Genomic DNA, 16,867 nt, shown 5'->3' with positions numbered 1-16,867 from the left:
CCATACTGGGGGTAGACGCACACATTCAATTAACCGAGGTGATTTTCATGACCGAATACCGTACCGAACATGACACTATGGGCGAGGTTAAAGTTCCCGCCGATGCCCTGTGGCGCGCACAAACTCAGCGCGCGGTAGACAACTTCCCCATCTCCGGCCGCGGCCTGGAAGATGCGCAGATCCGCGCGCTCGGCCTGCTCAAGGCTGCATGCGCACAGGTCAATAAGGATTCCGGCAGCCTGGATGCGGAAAAGGCAGACGCCATTATCGCCGCTGCGAAGGAAATCGCAGAAGGCAAGCACAACGACGCCTTCCCCATTGACGTCTTCCAGACCGGTTCCGGTACCTCTTCCAATATGAACACCAACGAGGTCATCGCTTCCTTGGCACATAAGCAGGGCGTCGAGGTTCACCCGAACGATGACGTCAACATGGGCCAGTCCTCCAATGACACCTTCCCCACCGCTACCCACGTAGCGGCCACGGAAGCAGCCGTCAATGACCTCATTCCGGGTCTGAAGGTCCTGCACGAGTCCCTGACCAAGAAGGCGAAGGAATTCGCGGACGTCGTCAAGGCCGGCCGCACCCACCTCATGGACGCCACCCCAATCACCTTGGGCCAGGAGTTCAGCGGCTACGCCCGCCAGGTGGAGCTCGGCATCGAGCGCATTGAGGCTACCCTCCCGCGCTTGGGCGAGCTCGCCATCGGCGGTACCGCAACCGGTACCGGCCTGAATACCTCCGCTGAGTTCGGCGGCAAGGTGACCGAGGAGCTCAAGAAGCTCACCGGCGTTGAGAAGCTGAAGGAAGCAGAAAACCACTTCGAGGCACAGGCTAACCGCGATGGCCTCGTAGAGTTCTCCGGCGCCATGCGCTCGGTGGCCGTGTCCTTCAACAAGATTGCCAATGACCTGCGCATGCTGGGCTCCGGCCCGCTGACCGGCCTGGCAGAAATCCACCTGAAGGACCTGCAGCCTGGTTCCTCCATCATGCCGGGCAAGGTCAACCCGGTTATCCCTGAGGCGGTTACCATGGTGGCCGGCCAGGTCGTGGGCAATGACGCAGCCGTTGCTTTCGGCGGCGCACAGGGCCAGTTCGAGCTCAACGTCTTCATCCCGATGATGGCGCGCAACGTGCTCGAGTCCGCTCGCCTGCTGGCCAACTCCGCCCGCGTCTTTGCTGAGAAGTGTGTCGACCACATCGAGGCCAACGAGGAGCGCATGAAGCACTTCGCGGAGTCCTCCACTTCCATCGTGACCCCGCTGAACTCCGCTATCGGCTACGAGAACGCTGCAAAGGCCGCAAAGCACGCCCTCAACGAGAAGATCACCGTCCGCCAGGCCGTTATCGACTTGGGCTTTGTTGACGGCGAGAACCTCACCGAGGAAGAGCTGGACAAGCGCTTGGATGTATTGAGCATGACCAACCGCGAGCGCGACAATATCTAATCTCAGCCGCTTTTAGCGCTGTAACCCCGCTCGGAAATCACTTCTGAGCGGGGGTTTTCGCATGCCTCGACGCGCTTCCCAGGCATGGCAAGCGCGGGTAAAGAAAGGGGCATCGGCAAGCGCAGGCTGTGAACTACAACATAGATTCAGCGTACACATCTACAAAATCACCCATTTTGCACTTGGTGCAAGTTTGCACCGAGTGTAAAGTTGCATTTTGTGCAAGAAGAACTATCACTACGCGAGCAGAAACGCCTAGAAACGCGGCTACGCATTGAGGATGCCGCCACCGAATTGGTGGATAAGCATTCCTTTGGCGAGGTCACTATTGAAGAGATCTGCGAACTAGCCGGTATTTCTCGGCGCACGTTTTTTAATTATTTCGATTCGAAGGAATCCGCCGTGCTTGGGGCGCCAAGCGCTGACTTCACCGCGGAAATGCGCGAGTATTTCCTCCACGAGCCCACCACCAACATCATGGAGCTCGTCCTTAACCTGGTTGAGCAGCACATGGAGGGCCATCACGTTAATCCCACGATTCGGGAGCGACGCAAGCGCATTGCTAATGACCCAGAGGCGGCCGCCGCCTCCATTAGCCGCAAGCGGGCGAAATCCATCGAGCTTATTGGGCTCATTGAGGAGCGCCTTGACTGGGAACCGGAACTGCGCGTCCTCGAGGACCATTCCACGGCAACGGAGGCCATGGTCATCGCCGGAGTGGTCCGCGAGGCCCTCTGGCTTTCCATCGCCGCCCCCGATAGCGATTGCAGCGACGCCCTGAGTTCGCGTCTGAATGATTCACTGACTTTGATTAATGATGTTATGAAAGGAATCCGATGGTAGATACAGCCGAAAAGGCTCCTGCGCAGGGCCAGTCGCGGGCGGATAACCTGGGGCTCATTTTCTCTGCGCTAGTGCTCACCATGTTGATGAGCTCGCTGGGCCAGATGATTTTCTCTTCCGCTTTGCCAACGATTGTTGGTGAGCTTGGCGGCGTTGACCACATGAGCTGGGTCATCTCCGCATTCCTTGTCACCATGACCATCGCCATGCCGATTTCCGGCAAGCTGGGTGACATGCTGGGCCGCAAGTGGCTCTACATTGGCGGCATCGCCGTCTTCGTCGTGGGCTCCGCCATCGGCGGTTTCGCCGATTCCATGACGGTGCTCATCATCGCCCGCGCCGTGCAAGGCTTTGGCGCTGGGTTCATGATGATCTCCTCACAGTCCATCATCGCCGAGGTCACCTCCTCCCGTGAGCGTGGCAAGTTCATGGGCATCATGGGCGGCGTCTTCGGCCTGTCCTCCGTCCTTGGCCCCGTCTTGGGCGGCTGGTTTACTGATGGCCCCGGCTGGCGCTGGGGCATGTGGATGAATATCCCGCTCGGCCTGCTGGCCATGGTGGTCTGCATCCTGGTACTCAACCTGCGTGTGGGTCAGGCCGATATGAAGCGCTTTGACTGGCTCGGCGCCACCTTCATCGCCATTACCACCGCCTCCCTTATCCTCATGACCACCTGGGGCGGCACCGAGTATGACTGGGATTCCTCCATGTTCCTCACCCTCGGCGCCATCACCCTCGTCGGTGCGATCATTACCATCATCGTGGAATTGCGCGCTGCCGAACCACTCATCCCGGTTCGCCTGTTCAAGAATCGCAATATGGCCCTGACCACCCTATCCGGCGTCATCTTGGGCCTGGCCATGTTTGGGGTGCTGGGCTATATGCCCACCTACTTGCAGATGGTCCATACCCTATCGCCCACCAGCGCTGGCCTGATGATGATTCCGATGATGATTGGCCTTATCGGCACCTCTACCGGCGTCGGCTTCATCATCGCCCGCACCGGCCGCTACAAGATTTACCCGCTTGTCGGCCTAGCCATTACCGCAGGCGCCCTGTTCTGGATGTCCCGCCTATCGGTAGACACGTCCCTCATTCAGCTCGGCTTCGAATTCCTTGCCTTCGGCATTGGCCTGGGCATGGTCATGCAGGTGCTCGTGCTCATTGTTCAGAACTCCTTCCCACTGTCCCAGGTGGGCACGGCTACCGCGGCGAATAACTTCTTCCGCCAGATCGGTTCTGCCCTGGGCGCTTCCCTGGTTGGTTCCATGTTCATCAACAACATGCAGGATGAGATGGCCAACCGCCTGCCGCAGGCCATCCAGCAGCTGGGCCCCGAGGGCGCGGCCTATGCTGAGAAGTTCAATAGCGCCAATGGCAATGCCAATAGCCTCACCCCGGATATGGTCTCTTCCCTGCCAGAGCCCCTCGAGCAAGCGATCCTCAATTCCTATAACGATGGCCTCACCCCGGTCATCGCGCTGATGGTTCCGCTCGTCATCGTCGCCCTACTCGTCCTGCTTCCCCTGCGCGAAGAGCGCCTGAAGGAGACGATCGATTAGGGGAGCTGCATGCGCTGCGCGAAAGCCTGCCGCTTGCCGATGCTCCCATCGAGTCCGCCCTCGCCTACCCAACCGGCGGCCTCGCGAAGTAGAAAACGACCAAAGGCCGTAGCGACCGAGATTATTAATTCCCTCGGCAGCGCTACGGCCTTCGTGGTTACGAGGCACGGTTGTATTTAGCGGTTCTTTTCCTCCGGCTTGGGAAGCAGGAGCTCGTAGACATCGGTATCGCGCCACTGACCGGCCAACTCGCCATAGGTCATCTTGGCCATGTGTGAGTAGGTGCCGACCTTTTCAAAACCGCGGGACTTGTGAAGGCCCGCAGAACCTTCATTTTCCGGGAAGATCCAAGAGTGGATGGCCCACTTGTGCAGGTCCTTGCACACTTCAATGAGGCAATCGAGCAAGGCCCCTGCAATGCCACGGCCTTGGGCATCAGATCCCAAGTAAATGGAATCCTCCACGACGCCGTGGAAGACGGTGCGCGAGGAAATCGGGGCGGCCGAAACCCACCCCAATACCTTGGAATCATCGTCCGCCTCAACGGCTACGTGCACCGAGGCCATGATCTTGGAGCTCGTAAACTCCTCGTAGGTCAAGGATCGGGTTTCATAGGTGGCATGGCCGGTTTGCAGGCCCTGCTCGTAGATGTCCCGCATCTGCGGGTAATCGGCCGAAGTGAAGGGCCGAATACGGAAATCCTTTTTCTTATCGTCCGCAGACGTCTTCTTGGCGTTCTCGCTCATAAGCACCATTATTACTGGTCTTGGGTGATTTTTTCTATAAAGAATTCATTAAATTCGCTGTCTGCGAAATCGCTTTCATCCGGCCCTCACTTAGTCGTTGCCTTCTAATAGATCGGTTACCAGTTCCGCAATGGCGGAGCGCTCCGAACGCTTAAGGGTAATGTGCGAGAAGAGCTCGTGGCCCTTGAGCTTTTCGATGACCGCCTGTACCCCATCGTGGCGGCCCACCCGCAGGTTATCGCGCTGGGCAACGTCGTGGGTGAGCACTACTCGCGAGCCTTCCCCCAAGCGCGAGAGCACGGTGAGCAAAACATTGCGCTCCAATGACTGCGCCTCGTCCACGATGACGAAGGCATCGTGCAGGGACCGGCCGCGAATATGGGTCAGTGGCAGGACCTCAATGAGCCCACGTTCGTGGATCTCCTCCAGAACGTTGTCAGAGACTAGGCCTTCCAAGGTGTCATAGACCGCCTGGGCCCACGGGTTCATCTTCTCTGACTCAGAGCCCGGCAGATACCCCAGCGACTGCCCGCCGACGGCGTACATGGGCCGGAAGACCACAATGCGGCGGTGCTCCCCGCGTTCCAAGACGGCCTCCAAGCCTGCGCACAATGCCAGCGCTGATTTACCGGTACCGGCCCTTCCACCGATGGAAACAATGCCCACCTCAGGATCCAGCAGCAGATCTAGGGCGATCCGCTGTTCCGCCGAACGCCCCTGCACGCCGAAGGCACTGCGATCGCCGCGCACCAGGCGCACCGCCCCGTCCGGCATGATGCGGCCCAGGGCAGATTGCGCGCCGGCTACCAAGGTGATGCCGCAGTGCACCGGCAGGTCTTCCACCGGGGTGTCATCGTCCGTGACGGCCCCATCGAGCAGCACTTCCCCATCGCCGTAGAGGGCATCGATGACATCCGTGGTGGTATAGGCGGTGGCCATACCGGAGTACCCGGTCAAAATGACATCCTGGGCGTGGTATTCATCGGCCGGCACGCCCACGGCGCCGGCCTTGACGCGCAGCGGTACGTCCTTGGTCACTAGGACCGTGTCCTTGCCCTCGTGCGCGAGGTTCAAGGCGCAGGCCAAGATGCGGTGGTCCCCTTCCGGCCCGCGGAATGCGGCCGGCAAGAGCGATTGGTCTTGGTGATTGAGCTCTACCCGCAGGGTACCGCCGGCCACGTTGACCGGAACGGGTTGGTCAAGCGCCTCATAGGTAGCGCGCAGCTCTTCCAAAAAGCGAAGAGCTTGGCGGGCGAACCAGCCAAGCTCCGGGTGATGACGTTTTCCTTCCAATTCAGAGATAACCACGACGGGAAGGACAACCTCGTGTTCGGCGAATTTTCGCAGCGCCCACGGGTCAGATAATAAGACCGAGGTATCAAGGACGTAGGTCTTGGTAGCGACGTCATTTTCCGTGGTGCCTAGTGGAGTAGAAAGTACAGAGGGGCGAGTCATGATGGCAGGAATCTTCCTTTGTGAAGCGGTAGAAAGCTGTTCTTCCTTGTCTATCTCCCCCAGGACCGCTAATGATCGCGATCCTTTAGGGGTTACCACCCAACCTAAGCACCCAAGGTTGAAATCACATGGGTGGAAGATGAACTTTAAGAAAACGACAAATCCCTGCGGGAAAACCCGCAGGGAAAGTGACGAGAGTGTTCGGCGTGCCGCTTGGGCAGGCGCCGAATTTTAGCCTTTAGGCCTCGATACCAGCCTTGAATTGGCCGTCTTCACCCTCGGTCCAGGAGATGGTGCCGTTGCTAAACTCTTGGGTCCAGCCGTTCGCCTCGGCTGCGTCAGCCTCTGGCTTGGTAGGCAGGCCAACGGAGGCGTCGAGGCCGCCCTCGTTGACCCAGGTCTCAGCAATCTTGCCGATGACCGGCTGTGCGCCAGTCTCCTCAGAGTAGACCAAGTGCTTGCCACCCTCGAAGGTAGCCAGGGTGCCCTTATCGGAGGACTCCACGCTCTGCACGTCGCCCCACTCAGCCTGCTTTTCCTCGATGGCGGCGGCGAGGTCAGCCGGAACTTCTTCCTCGCCATTTGCGGTGGTGATGGTCTGGGTATCGCCCTTGGCGCCCTCTGCATTATCGTCCTTAGAGCCGGTTGCCTCTGCGGCAGCGGAACCAGCGGCATCGGTGGCATCGGATGCGGCAGAACCAGCAGCATCCGAGGCGTCTGCGGCTACGGAGCCAGCGGCATCCTTTGCGTCATCGGCGGCGTCCTCTGCATCCGAGCATGCAACGAGAGCAACGGAGAGGGTTGCGGCCGCGAAGCCACCTGCGATACGACGAGTCATCTTGCGCATTTCTAGATCTACCTTTCGATTTTCAGCCGAAAAATTAGTTCACTGTAGTTTGAGGCCGCCGTTATGGCGAGCGCAGCCAACGGTATACCCCAAATGCACTTCCTTGCCACCGTGTGCAACGGGGTTAGCGCGGATCAACCCTCATATCATCGTCGTTTGCGCTGCTTAGGGCGCTTCTTTTGTTTCTGTAACGGATTGTTAACAATCCTTCGAGACTGTTTGGCTTTAGCTTTTTCGCGGGCCGTGCGCTTCGGCTTCTCCTGCCTGGAGGAGCGGGCGGTACGCCCCTTAGCGATGCCCACAAAGTCCTGGATGGCCTCATTATCCTCCGCCTTTCGCCAGACCAAGGCAATTTCGGTGACCGGCACCTCGCTGCCCTTCAGCGCAAGCGGAACCACCTGTTTCTTGCTGAGGATTTTTAGCAGCGGCAGCGGTGCGATGGCGATGCCCACATTGGCCGCGACCACCTGCAGGGCCTCGCGCACGGCGGCGATATCGACCTCACCGGCATCGGTGAGGCGGTAGTTAAGGTGCTCATCGGAGACATCGGCAAGCGCAAGCGCCTCGCCCACCTCCGCATAAACTGAATCTTTCGGGACCGCAACGCCGGGGGCCTCCTCATAGAGGCGGACCACGTGGAAGTAGTCATCCAGGCGCGCATCCGGCAGGCGCGTTAACGCCAGATCCACGCGACCTGCGAGCAATTCCGCCATGCCGTCATCCGCATCGATGGTAGATAAACCGCCGTGGGCAGTATTGTCCTGAAATCTCTGAAACCATTTTCCAGGTTCCGTACCGGTCACAAAGGCTAAGCGCAGCATGGAGCACAGTCTACTGAAAGTGCTACGGTTAAACCGTGAGTGAACAACATAACCAACAGCAACCGTCCGGTACCGCGATGCGCGCGCAGACCGCCGCTAAGAAGCTAAATATCTATCTGCCCGCCGCGCCTGAAGAATTTCAAAATAGCGCGGTAAGCCACGAGGAATTGCGCGAGCTGCAGCACAATCCCCCGCAGTGGCTGCAAACGCTGCGCCGTGAAGGCCCCCACCCCCGGCAGGAAGTTGCCCACAAGCTGGGTATTTCCGTTACCGCGCTAAAGAAGAATGACATGGATAAGCCGCTGACCACCGCGGAAATCAGCGAGCTTTTGGAAAAGCAGCCGGAGTGGCTGCAGCAAGCCCGCGCCACGCTGGCGCAGGCTCGCGGCCACGACGTCCACAAGGACGCCGCAGAGGATTCCTTAGAAGATAAGGACTAAACCAGCTTCCAGTCCTCGAGGCCTTCATACAGCGGGTAGTCCTCCGCGATCTTGTCGACGCGCCGGCGAAGTGCCTCGACATCGGCATTATTTCCCTGTGCCAAGGCGGTACCGATGACATCGGCAACCTCGGTGAAGGCTTCCGCATCAAGGCCACGGGTGGCCAGGGCAGAGGTGCCGATGCGCAGGCCCGAGGTGACCATCGGCGGGCGAGGATCGTTCGGGACCGCATTGCGGTTGACGGTGATTCCTACCTGGTGCAGGAGATCTTCTGCCTGCTGACCATCGAGCTGCGAATTGCGCAGATCCGCCAGGACGAGGTGGACATCGGTGCCGCCGGAGACGACGTCGACGCCAGCTGCCCGCGTATCTTCCGCCAAAAGGCGATCGGCCAGAATGCGGGCGCCCTCGAGGGTGCGCTCCTGGCGCTCCTTGAATTCCTCGCTGGCCGCAATCTTCATGGAAATGGCCTTTGCCGCCACCGCGTGCATCAGCGGTCCACCCTGCTGGCCGGGGAAGACATTGGAGTTCAGCTTCTTTGCGTATTCCTGCTTGGCCAAGATCATGCCAGAGCGCGGACCGCCCAAGGTCTTGTGCACGGTGGTGGAGACGATATCGGCGTGCTCTACCGGGTTCGGGTGCAGGCCCGCGGCAACCAGACCCGCGAAGTGAGCCATATCAACCCACAGGTAAGCGCCCACCTCATCGGCGATTTCGCGGAAGGCCGCGAAATCCAGGGTGCGCGGGTAGGCGGACCAACCACCGATGATAACCTTTGGCTTCTCCTTAATTGCCTGCTCGCGTAGCTTATCCATGTCCACGCGCATGGTCTCTGGGTCCACGCCGTAGGCTGCGACATCGTAAAGCTTGCCGGAGAAGTTCAGCTTCATGCCGTGGGTCAGGTGCCCACCGTGGGCCAAGGACAGGCCGAGGATCTTATCGCCCGGCTCCGCGATGCTGGACAGGACTGCGGCATTAGCCTGCGCGCCGGAGTGTGGCTGCACGTTAGCAAATTCCGCGTTGAAGAGCGCCTTCGCACGGTCGCGGGCGAGATCCTCAACAATATCGACGTGCTCACAGCCGCCGTAGTAACGACGCCCCGGGTAGCCCTCGGCGTATTTATTGGTCAAGACAGAACCCTGTGCCTGCAGGACGGCGCGCGGCACGAAGTTCTCAGAGGCGATCATTTCCAGGGTTTCACGCTGGCGGGAGATTTCTCCCTGGATAGCGCCGAAAACATCTGGGTCAAGATCGCGCAGGTCAGTATTGAAAGAAGCCATATAAGACTAGTCCTCTTCTCGGTAGGAAGCAGTATGAGCCATTACATATCATAACCTTTCGGCTACCTTACAGGGGCAAATTTTTCATTCCCTTGTTACGGCGTGCGACAATTAAGCCATGGCGCGCAATCTGGATTCGAGCCCCTACCTCGACTTTGACCGTGAAACCTGGCGTGAACTACGCAAATCGATGCCGCAGGTGCTGACAGAAAACGAGCTTGAAGAACTTCGCGGCATCGGTGACCGCATTGATTTGGACGAGGTCGCAGACGTCTATCTCCCCCTCTCCCGCCTTATCCACATGCAGGTCACCGCCCGGCAGCAGCTCACCGCCGCCACCGAGGCCTTTTTGGGCAACCCGCCCACGCACGTGCCCTTCGTCATTGGCGTGGGCGGTTCCGTGGCCGTGGGTAAATCCACCACCGCCCGCCTCCTCCAGGTGCTCTTGCAGCGCTGGGACTCGCATCCGAAGGTGGATCTGGTTACCACGGACGGATTCCTCTTTCCCACCCAAACGCTTAAAGAGCGCGGTCTAATGAAGCGCAAGGGTTTTCCCGAATCCTATGACCGCCGCGCGCTCATGCGCTTTGTCACCGACGTCAAGTCCGGAAAGCCCGTGGTCAAGGCGCCACTGTATTCGCATATCACCTATGACATCGTCAAAGATCGCTACCAAGAGGTCAACCAGCCCGATATTCTGATTTTGGAGGGCCTCAACGTCCTTCAGACCAGCCCCACCCTCACCATTGCGGATCTCTTTGATTTCTCCGTCTACGTCGATGCCCGCACGGACGATATTGAGCAGTGGTACATCGATCGCTTCCTCACGCTGCGCAATACCGAATTCCGCCGGCCGAATGCGCACTTCGCCGCCTATGCGGATATGGATGATGAGCAGGCGCGCGCCCAAGCCCGCGAAATTTGGCAATCCATTAACCTGCCGAACCTGGTAGAAAACATCCTGCCCACCCGCGTGCGCGCCTCGTTGGTATTGAAAAAGGGCTCGCATCACCTCGTTGAAAAGGTACGAATGCGAAAAATTTAGCCGCTACTTGCCAAAGCGGCGCGAACGCTGGGAATAATCACGCAGCGCGCGCAGGAAGTCTACCTTCCGGAACGCCGGCCAATAGGTATCGGTGAACCAGATTTCTGAATAGGCCGCTTGCCACAGCAGGAACCCGGAAAGGCGCTGCTCACCGGAGGTGCGGATCACCAAATCCGGATCCGGCAGGCCCTTGGTATACAGGTGTTCTGTGATCGAGTCTGCGGTAACTCGCTCCGCCATCTCGGCCGCGCTGGTACCCTTTTCGGCCTCGCTGCGCACCAATTTTTGGACGGCATCAACGATTTCTTGGCGCCCACCGTAGCCCACAGCCACATTGACGATGACGCCCTGGTTATCCTTGGTTTCCTCTGCGGCATCGACCATGCGCTGGGTTACCGGCGCGGGCAATAAATCCAAGTTGCCTACAAGGCGCACCTGGCAATCCAAATCTCCCCGGGACAGATGCGTGACCACATCAGAGATGATGTCAAAAAGCAGCTGCACTTCCTGCTGGCTGCGCTTCAAGTTCTCCGTGGATAAGAGGTAAATGGTGACTACCTCAATATCGGTATCGCGACACCACGCGATCATCTCTCCGATTTTCTTCGCACCCTGGCGGTGGCCATGGCTAATATCAGTAAACCCGGCTTCCCGCGCCCAGCGGCGGTTGCCGTCAGCCATGATCGCCACGTGCTTCGGCTGTGGCCTGCCCTTGATAAGCCGCACGAGGCGCGCTTCATACAAGGGGTACATCAGCCGCTTGAGAAATGTCACGTTGATTACTCCAGCCGGCTAGAAAATCGACTTCTTGCGGTTATCGTAAAGGCCAGCTTCCTTCAGCGCCGCATCCACTGCCTCTTCATCGAATGGATCGATCCCGTGGTCTTCAGCGAACATGGTACGCCGGCGAAAGCGCGAAAAGCGGCGGTGGAAGTTCCAGCCCGCTACCAGCACGGCAACGCCTAGGATGGCGAGAATAAGCAGTCCGATGGGCGAAGCCTTACCAAACTCAGGGCCCATTGGTCCGCCCTCAGCACCTTCTGTGCCTTGCGCAAGAACAGTGACATCGTGTGCGGCAAGGAAAAGGGAGTCATAGACGCTCATATTTTAAGTCTCCTCGTTCTTTTCAATGCCCGCAAATAAATCATTTTCCGGCAGCGAGGTCGATACTCGAGTCTTAGCTAGCTCAAACTCCTCCGTCGGCCACAGACGCTGCTGGACCTCCACGGAGGTGGCCAAGAATGCGCCCGCAGGATCGATCTGCGTGGCGTGCGCCCGCAGCGCATCGTCGCGGTTTTCGAAGTAATCGGCGCACTCCACCTGAGTGGTAACGCGAGCCATGATATCGCCAAAAGCCGTATCCCAACGCGCCAGCATAGGGCCATACGGGCTGGGCTTTCCCTCCTCAAGGAGGAGATCGTGGAACATCTTCATGCGTTGGTATACAAAGCCATGCGAGTAGTACAGCTTCAGCGGCTCCCAAGGCTCGCCCAATTCTGGGTGGTAGTCAGGGTCGCCTGCTTTATCCCACGCAATCATGGATGCTCGGTGAACCATCAAGTGGTCCGGGTGCGGATAGCCGCCATTTTCGTCGTAGGTAATGATGACCTGCGGGCGGAATGAGCGGATAACGCGCACCATTTCCTGGGCCGCTGCATCATCGCCCATCAAGGCAAAGCAGCCTTCTGGCAAGAGGTCTTCCATGCTCTTGCCTTCCTCAGGATCCGGCAGGCCGGAATCAACGTGGCCTAACCACTGGTGCTGGACCCCAAGCGCGCGGGCTGCCTTAGCCATTTCCTCGCGGCGTACCTCAGCCATGTTTTCCTTAACACCAGGACGGTCCATAGCCGGGTTAATAATGTCACCGCGTTCACCACCGGTGCAGGTTAGCACCATTACATCCGCACCTTCTGCAGCGTAACGGGCCGTAGTCGCAGCACCCTTGGAGGATTCATCGTCCGGGTGTGCGTGGATTGCTAGGAGGCGAAAGTCGCTCACTGAAAATCCATCCCCTTTAAAACTAGCTTTTAGAACAGATCACTATCTTAGTAGATAATGGGAAAATGGTACTCCTCGGTTAAAGTAGGGCTATGACTTCCGCCGGAAATTCTCGCTCCGCCGCGCGCTACGGCTCGCGCGATAAATCACAAAAGAACTCTGGTAGCTGGACCAATAAGGCGCTGGTGTTGATTTTCACCGCCATGCTCGTCACCCTTCTTTATTACGGTTTCCAGTATTTTCGGGAAAAAGAATCCGTCAATGCGCAGATCTCTATGGTCACCCAGGAGGTTCTCAGCGATGACACCACGCGCGTCTGGGTCGATGTGACCCGCAATCACACCGATGAAGACGCCTATTGCATCGTGCAGGCCTACGATTACTCCAAATCCGAGGTGGGCCGCCGCGAATTCGCCGTTCCTGCCGGCGGAAATGAAACCCACCGCATTGCTGTCGATGTCCCCACTAATGCCCGCGCCGTCGCCGGTGGCGCCTATGGCTGCTCCGGCAATATCCCGGATTACCTGGATATGGACAACCCCGACTACGCGGAAAGTCGCTAGCCCCATGTGCTAGGATTTGTACAGCCTAGAACTGGGCATTTGCCTGGTTGCATACTTAACTTCGGTCCCGCCATCATCGCGGGGCTTTGACCACTATTCCACAGCACGGAAGGTTTTAGAATGGCTGAGCAGCAAAAGCAGTACATCACCCCAGAAACCAAGGCAAAGCTCGAGACCGAGCTGCAGGAACTCATCGATCACCGCCCTGAGGTTGCGGCGGAAATCAATGAGCGCCGCGAAGAGGGCGACCTGAAAGAAAACGCCGGCTACGATGCCGCCCGCGAGATGCAGGACCAGGAAGAGGCCCGCATCAAGCAGATTTCTGAGCTGCTGGCTAACTCCACCACCGAGCGTGGCACCATGCAGGAAGGCGTTGCCTACACCGGCAGCGTCGTTCACGTGTACTACAACGGCAACAAGGACGATAAGGAAACCTTCCTCATCGGTACCCGCGCCGCTGCGACCGACAACAAGGACCTGGAGACCTACTCCGAGCAGTCCCCGCTGGGCGCCGCCATCATCGGTGCACAGGAGGGCGAAACCCGCGAGTATTCCGCGCCAAACGGTAAGACCATCTCGGTGACCATCGAGTCGGCTGCCCCATACGATTCCGCCAAGGCTGCCACCCCGCGCGAGTCCTAATTTCCTCCGTCCACCCCACTACCGCCTTCACTACTCTGGAGAAAGAGCACATCCCCATGAAGAAATTCTCCCGTTTCGCCACCGCTGGATTAGTATTTACCGCCGGCCTTTCCTTGGCCGCCTGCCACCCGCCGAACGAGCAGGATTCTGAATCCGGCAAGATCGACAACGCATCGACCTTTACCGGCGAGGCACCGGCACAGAAGAATGCTGAGACGTCTTCCTCTGCTGCTACCACCGAGCCTGGCGTGGATCCGGAGGGCCTGCAAAACGGGGTCGAGGAACCTGAGCAGCTGCCAAACGCTACCGCGACACAACTGCCGCAATAAAAATAAAAGAATTGGGCTGAAGGATACTTTCCTTCAGCCCTTTTTCTTTCCCCAATTCACTACCTAGGATTCTCGCGCCCAATTGCCGATGACCCCTGGCACGACCGCCGGCGGCTCGCCCAACAGATCCCGCTTATTCGGATCGCGCTCAACCTGCGTGGTTACCGCCTTCACCCGGTTTTTGTCATTTCCCTGACCCCGGGTTCCCATCATTGGTGCAAAGGCCCGCATGCCAGCAGCCGGTCTCCCGGCACCGGATTTAGCACCTGCGCTATTGGCTGCACCTCCCCCGCGCACCACAGCTTCACGCGCAGCGCCCCTTTCGAGGTGTCCGCGGCTACCGTTACCGCCGCTGCTATTGCCAGCGGCTTCTCCTGCGGCCCGAGGAAGCGCGCCTCCCACGCCGCGGGCGCCGACCCCCTCACCGGCACCACCGCGTAAGCCTGCTCCGCCGCGCGCAGCGGTTCCGCCAGCGCCCAATCCAGGGGCGGAATTTACCAGTGCGCCCATATTTCCTCCTGCTCCAGAACCAGGCTTTCCGCCCGTACCGATGGCCCCGCTGCCGAGCCCGGCCAGCGAATTGAATCCGCCTCCGCGAAGCGCGCCAGTGCTTCCACGTCCAGTTCGCCCGCCGAGTCCAGGACCACCCGCTGCACCGGCAATACCGGTTCCTGTGCCTACCCCGGATCCGGCTCCGGTACCAGAACCTGTTCCACGTCCAGCACCAAGCGGTGCTCCCATCCCGGTAGAACCGAGTCCACCGCTACCGCTGCCAGTTCCAGCACCAATACCCGCGGTACCGGGAGCGGCACCTGCGGTTGGCATAGATCCTAAGTGGCCATGCGATGCCGTCGCCCCAGGAAGTGAGGCCCCACTGGTTGCGACATCGCGACCGCTGATGTCTATACCGTCGCCCACACCTAGCTCAGAAAGCGCCCTTCTGCCATCTGCATGCAATTGTTCCTGGAACGCGGCGGTTTCCTCTGGAGTCATGCCGACGGATTCCAAATCGTGGACCGTACCATTAGCCACGTCAAAGTTTCCCGGCCCCACATCACCGCGGGCAATAGCTTCCTGAATTGCACGCGGCCAGACGACGTTATCGGTGTTGTATTTCTGGCCATCGCCCTCTACGCCTGACAAACCAGCATCTACGCCGCCGCCTCCGGAGGCTGGCGACTGTTCCATCAGCGGATGTTGATTAGGCATGGCGTCGATGGCAAACCTCTGGAGATCCGGCTGCAGCTTTGCCAACGCCGCCTTCTCTGCGATTTTTCGCTTCGCTGGGTCAGGGATTTTCATAATATCCATCGCCATGGCCATCGCCGAAGGCTGAATCATCATCAACCGCGAGTGGAACCCAGTAAGCTTTTCTCCCATTGCTGCGGCATTGGCCACAAAGTGCTTTCCCGAGGCTGCCACTTCCCTAATCTTCGCCGCCGCGCGCGACGTCGTTTCGCTGTCATTCTCACTTTCCAGGGACCCTGCGGCTTCTTCAAGCCCGCTGACGATCTCCCGAACCTCAGAACCTAACGACGCCCAACGCGCATTAGCTTCAGACACACTCCAAATCTGCGTTGACATCAAGTCCGTCGCCAACTTGGTAATCGATGTGCCGACGTTAACTACCGGAGGAGTAAAGGCGAAGGGGCTATACCCCGGCTCCGGCTGGTCCATAATCGGCATCGATTCAACACCAATCTCACCACCCGCATCAGCGATATCCATCGCCCTACTATTTGCAACTTCTTGGGCTTCAAAGCCTCGAGCCTCTTTACTCAAGGAAGCGGTCAACCAATCCAGTTGCTCGGCAAACTTAGTGATGGATCTTACTGCGGATCCCGGATCAGTAGAAAGTACCTTTTCATGTACCTCACCAACATGATCCAATCCGATAACCGGTGTAAACCCTCTATTTAGTGGACTGTCTTTATAATTTGCAGCGGATTCTGCAGAATTCACAATTTCTAGAATTTCACGAGCATTCTTATCGAGATTTTCGATACTTAGCTTCATCATTCCCCCCGACTCGTTATCATTTCAAAGCCAGATATATTTCATTGACTTGTTTGCAAATTTGTTCAGGTTCGCCCAAAAAATCTACGAACGTAATTGTCACCAGTCCCCGTGAAGTATTAGTTGAACTCATACAACTTGAGCGTGTAAAAATCTCACTCCGATAAAGTATGTTTTCGTTTCCATCCTCTCTTTCAAGTTGCACAATATAATCTGCATCCAAGTCTTTAGCAGCCATGTGCACATTTTGGGCGCTAATCGAAAATTCAACGCCATCGTCCAACCGTTGAAAGCTACAGCTTCTAATCCCTGAGGTAGTATCGGTCGCGTCTTCTACACGCCTAAAGCCTTTCAATTCCAGCTTTCCCGACGGAATCTCCGTACATGGATCGAATAGCTCGAAATCTGGGTCAGCAGGATCAAATTCTCCCAGTGGCGGTAGTACCCCGGAATCCTCATCTCCCGTGGCGCCGGTCTCCCCCCGAAGACCGGCGCCGGCACTCGAATACTCGCCTTCGGGGTGTTCCGAATCCCCCGGATTGTCTTCCACATCATTCCCCTGGCTCCCGTTGGCATCACCCGCGCCATCGACTGAACTAGTGCCATCAGTTTCTGCCGTCATCGCGGCATCTTCTGATGCGCTCTTCGAGCCGACTTCCGCAGCGCAGCCACTCAGCGCGACCGAGCTGACTACCAGCGCTGCTACGGTTGCCTGACGTTTCACAACAATCCTTCGGTTACTCCCTTTAGACGAGCTGGAACGAGAAGAAAATAGAGGAGAGAACTCTCTACCTTCCGGTTTCCCGTTCCCGCCACATAGCATGCATCAATC

At 58.3% G+C, this 16,867-nt stretch carries 18 protein-coding genes; 8 read left to right on the top strand and 10 right to left on the bottom strand.

Annotated elements, in window-relative coordinates; all coding sequences use genetic code 11:
• Positions 1–47 precede the first annotated feature (47 nt).
• From HMPREF1261_RS10420 to HMPREF1261_RS10410, 3 genes are all read left to right on the top strand, one after another.
• Positions 48–1,448: a class II fumarate hydratase gene (locus HMPREF1261_RS10420; RefSeq protein ID WP_023017697.1), complete on the top strand. Its 1,401-nt coding sequence runs from the start codon at positions 48–50 to the stop codon at positions 1,446–1,448.
• A gap of 219 nt (positions 1,449–1,667) precedes the next feature.
• Positions 1,668–2,291, top strand: a complete 624-nt coding sequence (locus tag HMPREF1261_RS10415; RefSeq protein WP_023017696.1) for a TetR/AcrR family transcriptional regulator — start codon at positions 1,668–1,670, stop codon at positions 2,289–2,291.
• A complete protein-coding gene (locus HMPREF1261_RS10410; RefSeq protein WP_023030918.1) occupies positions 2,285–3,853 on the top strand; it encodes an MDR family MFS transporter in 1,569 nt (522 codons plus the stop codon). Before HMPREF1261_RS10415 ends, HMPREF1261_RS10410 begins: the two co-directional genes overlap by 7 nt.
• A 176-nt stretch (positions 3,854–4,029) precedes the next feature.
• Here the strand turns inward: HMPREF1261_RS10410 and HMPREF1261_RS10405 are convergent, their stop codons facing one another.
• The 4 genes from HMPREF1261_RS10405 to HMPREF1261_RS10390 form a co-directional block, all read right to left on the bottom strand.
• Positions 4,030–4,608, bottom strand: coding sequence for a GNAT family N-acetyltransferase (locus HMPREF1261_RS10405; RefSeq protein ID WP_023030917.1), 579 nt, complete (start codon positions 4,606–4,608; stop codon positions 4,030–4,032).
• Between the two features lie 81 nt (positions 4,609–4,689).
• Positions 4,690–6,054, bottom strand: a complete 1,365-nt coding sequence (locus tag HMPREF1261_RS10400; RefSeq protein ID WP_023030916.1) for a PhoH family protein — start codon at positions 6,052–6,054, stop codon at positions 4,690–4,692.
• 238 nt (positions 6,055–6,292) lie between these two features.
• Positions 6,293–6,892, bottom strand: a complete 600-nt coding sequence (locus tag HMPREF1261_RS10395) for a hypothetical protein (protein ID WP_337891205.1) — start codon at positions 6,890–6,892, stop codon at positions 6,293–6,295.
• 155 nt (positions 6,893–7,047) lie between these two features.
• The gene (locus HMPREF1261_RS10390; protein ID WP_023030914.1) at positions 7,048–7,722 is read right to left on the bottom strand and encodes a LysR family transcriptional regulator substrate-binding protein; all 675 of its coding nucleotides are present in this window, start codon (positions 7,720–7,722) and stop codon (positions 7,048–7,050) included.
• A 77-nt stretch (positions 7,723–7,799) separates the two neighbouring features.
• On the opposite strand from HMPREF1261_RS10390, the gene HMPREF1261_RS10385 reads away from it, so the two are divergent.
• Complete coding sequence (locus HMPREF1261_RS10385; protein ID WP_023030913.1) at positions 7,800–8,162, top strand: DUF5997 family protein; 363 nt, start codon at positions 7,800–7,802, stop codon at positions 8,160–8,162.
• Here the strand turns inward: HMPREF1261_RS10385 and glyA are convergent.
• On the bottom strand, positions 8,159–9,442 hold the full coding sequence (glyA, locus tag HMPREF1261_RS10380; protein WP_023030912.1) for a serine hydroxymethyltransferase: 1,284 nt from the start codon (positions 9,440–9,442) through the stop codon (positions 8,159–8,161). The genes HMPREF1261_RS10385 and glyA overlap by 4 nt on opposite strands.
• Positions 9,443–9,560: 118 nt before the next feature.
• Here glyA and coaA point away from each other — a divergent pair, with 118 nt between their 5' ends.
• Complete coding sequence (coaA, locus tag HMPREF1261_RS10375) at positions 9,561–10,487, top strand: type I pantothenate kinase (RefSeq protein WP_023017688.1); 927 nt, start codon at positions 9,561–9,563, stop codon at positions 10,485–10,487.
• Positions 10,488–10,490: 3 nt separating this feature from the next.
• On the opposite strand, the gene HMPREF1261_RS10370 is transcribed toward coaA, so the two are convergent.
• Genes HMPREF1261_RS10370 through mca form a run of 3 tightly spaced genes read right to left on the bottom strand, consistent with a single transcriptional unit; the run spans position 10,491 to position 12,485 of the window.
• A complete protein-coding gene (locus HMPREF1261_RS10370; protein WP_005282106.1) occupies positions 10,491–11,261 on the bottom strand; it encodes an isoprenyl transferase in 771 nt (256 codons plus the stop codon).
• Between the two features lie 18 nt (positions 11,262–11,279).
• The gene (locus HMPREF1261_RS10365; RefSeq protein ID WP_005280029.1) at positions 11,280–11,591 is read right to left on the bottom strand and encodes a hypothetical protein; all 312 of its coding nucleotides are present in this window, start codon (positions 11,589–11,591) and stop codon (positions 11,280–11,282) included.
• Between the two features lie 3 nt (positions 11,592–11,594).
• On the bottom strand, positions 11,595–12,485 hold the full coding sequence (gene mca, locus HMPREF1261_RS10360; protein WP_023028594.1) for a mycothiol conjugate amidase Mca: 891 nt from the start codon (positions 12,483–12,485) through the stop codon (positions 11,595–11,597).
• A gap of 92 nt (positions 12,486–12,577) precedes the next feature.
• Here mca and HMPREF1261_RS10355 point away from each other — a divergent pair, with 92 nt between their 5' ends.
• From HMPREF1261_RS10355 to HMPREF1261_RS10345, 3 genes are all read left to right on the top strand, one after another.
• Positions 12,578–13,048: a DUF4307 domain-containing protein gene (locus HMPREF1261_RS10355; RefSeq protein WP_023030911.1), complete on the top strand. Its 471-nt coding sequence runs from the start codon at positions 12,578–12,580 to the stop codon at positions 13,046–13,048.
• A 120-nt stretch (positions 13,049–13,168) separates the two neighbouring features.
• Complete coding sequence (gene greA, locus HMPREF1261_RS10350) at positions 13,169–13,690, top strand: transcription elongation factor GreA (protein WP_005280026.1); 522 nt, start codon at positions 13,169–13,171, stop codon at positions 13,688–13,690.
• 56 nt (positions 13,691–13,746) lie between these two features.
• Positions 13,747–14,019, top strand: coding sequence for a hypothetical protein (locus tag HMPREF1261_RS10345; RefSeq protein WP_005280024.1), 273 nt, complete (start codon positions 13,747–13,749; stop codon positions 14,017–14,019).
• 63 nt (positions 14,020–14,082) lie between these two features.
• Here the strand turns inward: HMPREF1261_RS10345 and HMPREF1261_RS10340 are convergent, their stop codons facing one another.
• Together HMPREF1261_RS10340 and HMPREF1261_RS10335 are read right to left on the bottom strand one after the other, a co-directional pair.
• The gene (locus HMPREF1261_RS10340) at positions 14,083–15,747 is read right to left on the bottom strand and encodes a hypothetical protein (RefSeq protein ID WP_034658450.1); all 1,665 of its coding nucleotides are present in this window, start codon (positions 15,745–15,747) and stop codon (positions 14,083–14,085) included.
• Between the two features lie 307 nt (positions 15,748–16,054).
• Entirely contained in the window at positions 16,055–16,759 is a 705-nt protein-coding gene (locus HMPREF1261_RS10335; protein ID WP_023030909.1) for a hypothetical protein, read from the bottom strand.
• Positions 16,760–16,867 lie beyond the last annotated feature (108 nt).

Source organism: Corynebacterium sp. KPL1818, assembly GCF_000478135.1.
Classification (GTDB): Bacteria; Actinomycetota; Actinomycetes; order Mycobacteriales; family Mycobacteriaceae; genus Corynebacterium; species Corynebacterium accolens.
Note: the sequence above shows the minus strand (reverse complement) of the source record. Positions and strands in the feature narration are given on the sequence as shown.